This is a genomic window from Thiohalorhabdus sp. (genome assembly GCF_046545655.1).
In the GTDB taxonomy this organism is placed as follows: Bacteria; Pseudomonadota; Gammaproteobacteria; order Thiohalorhabdales; family Thiohalorhabdaceae; genus Thiohalorhabdus.
In genome coordinates this window covers 1-3,970 of record NZ_JBKGZG010000078.1, presented here as the reverse complement: position 1 = coordinate 3,970, position 3,970 = coordinate 1, and the positions used below count along the sequence as shown (strand labels likewise).

5 protein-coding genes are annotated in these 3,970 nt (G+C 69.0%); 1 reads left to right on the top strand and 4 read right to left on the bottom strand.

Translation table 11 applies throughout. From position 1 onward, the window contains the following. Positions 1 to 343 (bottom strand): cation transporter (locus ACLFRB_RS11600; protein ID WP_411069172.1); only part of this gene is annotated, 343 nt, incomplete at its 3' end. A 367-nt stretch (positions 344 to 710) separates the two neighbouring features. On the opposite strand from ACLFRB_RS11600, the gene ACLFRB_RS11595 reads away from it, so the two are divergent. Continuing rightward, positions 711 to 2,105: a glycoside hydrolase 100 family protein gene (locus tag ACLFRB_RS11595; protein ID WP_411069173.1), complete on the top strand. Its 1,395-nt coding sequence runs from the start codon at positions 711 to 713 to the stop codon at positions 2,103 to 2,105. A 66-nt stretch (positions 2,106 to 2,171) separates the two neighbouring features. On the opposite strand, the gene ACLFRB_RS11590 is transcribed toward ACLFRB_RS11595, so the two are convergent. The 3 genes from ACLFRB_RS11590 to ACLFRB_RS11580 all read right to left on the bottom strand — a co-directional run bounded on the left by ACLFRB_RS11590 (position 2,172) and on the right by ACLFRB_RS11580 (position 3,909). Beyond that, on the bottom strand, positions 2,172 to 2,546 hold the full coding sequence (locus tag ACLFRB_RS11590; RefSeq protein WP_411069171.1) for a DsrE/DsrF/DrsH-like family protein: 375 nt from the start codon (positions 2,544 to 2,546) through the stop codon (positions 2,172 to 2,174). 128 nt (positions 2,547 to 2,674) lie between these two features. Continuing rightward, a complete protein-coding gene (locus ACLFRB_RS11585) occupies positions 2,675 to 3,229 on the bottom strand; it encodes a carboxymuconolactone decarboxylase family protein (RefSeq protein WP_411069170.1) in 555 nt (184 codons plus the stop codon). A 74-nt stretch (positions 3,230 to 3,303) separates the two neighbouring features. Continuing rightward, positions 3,304 to 3,909, bottom strand: a complete 606-nt coding sequence (locus ACLFRB_RS11580; protein ID WP_411069169.1) for a TetR/AcrR family transcriptional regulator — start codon at positions 3,907 to 3,909, stop codon at positions 3,304 to 3,306. Positions 3,910 to 3,970 lie beyond the last annotated feature (61 nt).

Sequence of the window (3,970 nt, the reverse complement as noted above, 5' to 3'; positions counted from 1 at the left end):
TCCCGCGTTCGATCAGGGTCACCCGGGCCCCTTCGTCCGCCGCCCGGATGGCCCCGGCAAAGGCCGCCGACCCTCCGCCCACCACGGCCACATGAAGGCCGCAACCTCTGCCTTTTGCCCCGGTGCCCGCCTGCTCGGCGGCCATCTCCGCGCCGTATCCCGAGGCGCGAACGGCCTCCACCAGCCGCTCGCTGGCCATTTCCGCGGGGGCGCTTACCCATGCGGTTCCCGCGGGATAACGGACTGTGGCCGTCACGTCCCCCAAGGCTTCCAGGGCCCGCTGGACGTGCTCCGCGCAACTGGAGCACGTCATCCCCGAGATCCGCAACCGTCGCTCACTCATCGGCAGGGCCCTCCCGGAGTTTCGAGAGGAGACCGGCTCCGGTGGCCCGCGTCGGCGCCACCAAGCTGGTTGGGTGGAATGGGGGGCCATGGGGAACGGATCATGCGGTTTGCTCCGTTCAGGGTGGAAATGCTTCTCCTCCGCTTGAGGAGTCCGGCCAACCCTGGACCCCGTATCAAAGTACGGAGTCAAGCCCTGAAATCCTCCGGGTGGAAGGTGCAGGCCGGGAAGAAGGGGGGCGCCGGCCGCTTGAGGTACCGCCCCCAGCAGCGCCCCGTCTGGGTGGTGACCAACGGCTCCTTCCCCGGCACGGTGGAGGTATGGACCCTGGGCGCGTACGGGGCCAAGGAATGGGAGGGCCTTGCGGATGGGAACGGTGGGCACCGGCCACCTCGACACCGGCCAAGCGCGAAGCCTGATGGAGGCAGCGGTGGTGCGCTACGGCGGCGAGCCCGTCGGCACCATCGCCTGTACGGACCCCGATGCCGCCACCCTCAATTACGACCAGGTCTTCGTGCGGGATTTCGTTCCCGTGGCGCTCTACTACCTGGCCGAGGGCGAGCCGGCCATGGTGCGGCACTTCCTGGAGCGGACCCGCGAGCTGCAGGCCCGCCAGCGCTCCATGGACTGCTACCGGCCTGGGGCCGGCCTGATTCCCGCCAGCTTCAAGGTGGCGGAGGACGGCCGCTCGCTGATCCCGGACTTCGGCGGCCACGCCATCGGCCGGGTGGCTGCGGTGGACGCCAGCCTGTGGTGGCTGTACCTGCTGCGGGCCTACACCCGCGCTACCGGCGACCGCGAGCTGGCCGCGACCCCCGCCTTCCAGGAAGCCATCCGGGGCATCCTGGAGCTCTGCCTCATCAGCCGCTTCGACATGTATCCCACGCTCCTGGTCCCCGATGGCTCCTTCATGGTGGACCGTCGCCTGGGGGTCTACGGCTATCCCCTGGAGGTGCAGGCGCTCTTTTTCATGGCCCTGCGCGCCGCCGACGAGCTGCTCGGGGACGGCCCCGACAGCCGGCCCTATCGGGAGGCGGTGGCCGACCGCCTCGGCAAGCTGGGGCACTACGTGCGCACCTACTACTGGCTGGATTTCCCCACCCTCAACCGCATGTACCGCTACAGCACGGAGGAGTACGGGGACAACGCGGTGAATGCCTTCAACGTCGTTCCCGACTCCATCCCCGCCTGGCTGCTGGAATGGCTGCCCGACCCCGGGGGCTACCTGGCGGGCAATCTGGGCCCGTCACGCATGGACTCCCGCTTTTTCACCCAGGGCAACCTGCTGGCCGTTCTCTCCGGCCTGGCCGGCGGGAGCCAGGCCCGTTCCATCCTGACCCTGATCGAAGCCCGGGCGGGGGACCTCATCGGGGAGATGGCCATGAAGCTGTGCTATCCCGCCCTGGAGGGCCAGGACTGGCGCACGGTGACCGGCAGCGACCCCAAGAACGTCCCCTGGTCCTACCACAACGGGGGGAACTGGCCGGTCTTCCTGTGGCTGCTGGCGGCCGCCGAGCAGCTGCGCGGCGCCACCGCCCTGACGGCACCGGCCCTGGCCGCGGCCGCGGAGCGCCTGCCCGGGAGGGAATGGCCGGAGTACTTCGACGGCCGGCGCGGGCAGCTGGTGGGCAAACAGGCCCGCCGCTTCCAGACCTGGACGGTTGCGGGCGTGCTGCTCGCCGACCGCCTCCTGGCGGACCCCTCCTCCCTGGACTGGATCGCCTTCGCCGACGACATCGCCGGGGAGCAATGCGCCATTTAGGCGGTCAGGGCCGCCCGCCCCGCCCCCAAACCCGGGGCGGCACGGCCCCGGCGGATGGACGTCCGATTAGAAGGAGATGAGCTTCTTGGAGGCCTCCAGGTACGGCAGCGCCTCGGCGACGCCCACCATGGGAACATCGAAGGCCAGATCGTCGGGGGAGATCTCGTTCAGGTCCAGGGAGGCCTTGCAGGCGACGAACTGGGCGCCGTTGCCAAGGGCCTGGTCCATGAAGTGCTTCACCGACTTGCCGCCCTCCTTGGGATAGGCGTTCTCGGCCTCCCCCTTCTTGAGCAGAACGGTCCCCTGCCCGGTGAAATAGACCACCACGTTCATTTCCTCCGCCGCCGAGGTGGCGGCCAGGAAGAAGGGCGAGGCAAGCCGCTTCGGCGTATCCGGTCCGCTGGTCATGACGATGGCGAAATCAATCTGGGACTCTTCCATGGTCCTGCTCCTTGATCGAGTTGTGGCGTTGGGCCGATGATGCGCCCCTGGTTGTTGGAGTCCGGCAGGCAGGGCGGGGCTCCGCGGAAGGCGCCGCGGCCCACCCGCCACCGGGGCCAATCGCGTCATCACGCCGGCGGGGTCCACTCCTTGGCGGCGAAGGCCTCGTCCAGCGGGGTCCCGGCGATGTGGTTCGTGTAGTTGGACAGGGTCTTCATGCCCACGCCGAGCACCACCTCCAGGACGTTCTGCGGGGTGAACCCGGCGTCGTGGAAGGCCTGGAGCTCGGACTCGGGCAGGAACCCCCGCTGTTCCACCATGGCCTGGGTGAAGCGCCGCAGGGCGTCCAGGCGCGGGTCGGGGAGCGGCTCGCCCTGGCGCAGGGCCCCGATGCAGTCCTGGGGAACCCTGGCCATCTCGGCCAGCGCGGTATGGGCGCCCATGCAGTAACCGCAGGTGTTGGTGAAGCTGGCGGACAGCAGGACCACCTGCCGCTCGGCCGGGGTCAGGCTGGTCTGCTCGAAGAGCTGGTTGAGCTGGAAATAGCCCTGCATGAGGGCCGGGGCGGTGGCCATGACTCCGGCCAGGTTGGGGACGAACCCGTAGGCCTTTTCCAGCTCCCGCATGAAGTCGCCGGCGCCTTCCGGGGCGGATTCGGGGGTGTGCACGGGGTAGTCGCTCATTTGCATTCTCCTTGAGTTATAGTTTACCGGTCGTCTACTGGTCCGTTCCGGAAGCCTACTCTGACCGCCTCTGTTCAGGACGCGGCATCGCCCCGGGCGATGGCCACCGCCACCGGGGCCATGCGGCGGATCGCGTCGGGATCGGCATGGGTCTTGGCGAGGACCTGGGCCCCTTGCATGGCGCCGAAGATCTGCTCGGCCCGGCGCTCGGCCTCCTCCGGGGACTCCATGGGTATCTCGCCGGCTGCGTGCGCGGCGCGCAGAAGCCCGGCGAAATGGGCGGTGGCCCGCCGGAAGATGTCGGCCACCCGCTCCCGGATCGGGTCGTGGAAGTTTCCCAGCTCCACGGACAAATTGCCGAAGGGGCACCCGGGCACGTGGCCCGATTCCTGGCGGACCCGGTCGTGCATTTCGGCCACGGCGTCGAAGAACCGGGGCAGGCGCTGCAGGGGCGGCACGGATTCGTCGCCCAGGACGCGCTCGAACTGGGCCTGCATGCGTTCCCAGGAGTGCTCCAGCGCGGCCAGGACCAGGTCGTCCTTGGAGTCGAAGAAGTGGTAGAAGCTGCCCCGCTTCACCCCGGCGGCGGAGCACAGGGCCCCCACGCCCACCGAACCGTAGCTCCCCTGCCACAGCTCGTCGGCGGCGGTGGTGATCAGCTCCTCTCTCGCGCTGCTCAAGCGACCCATGACTGCCTCTATTTGACCGGTTGTCTATTCATCAAACGCCTTTCCCTTCCTG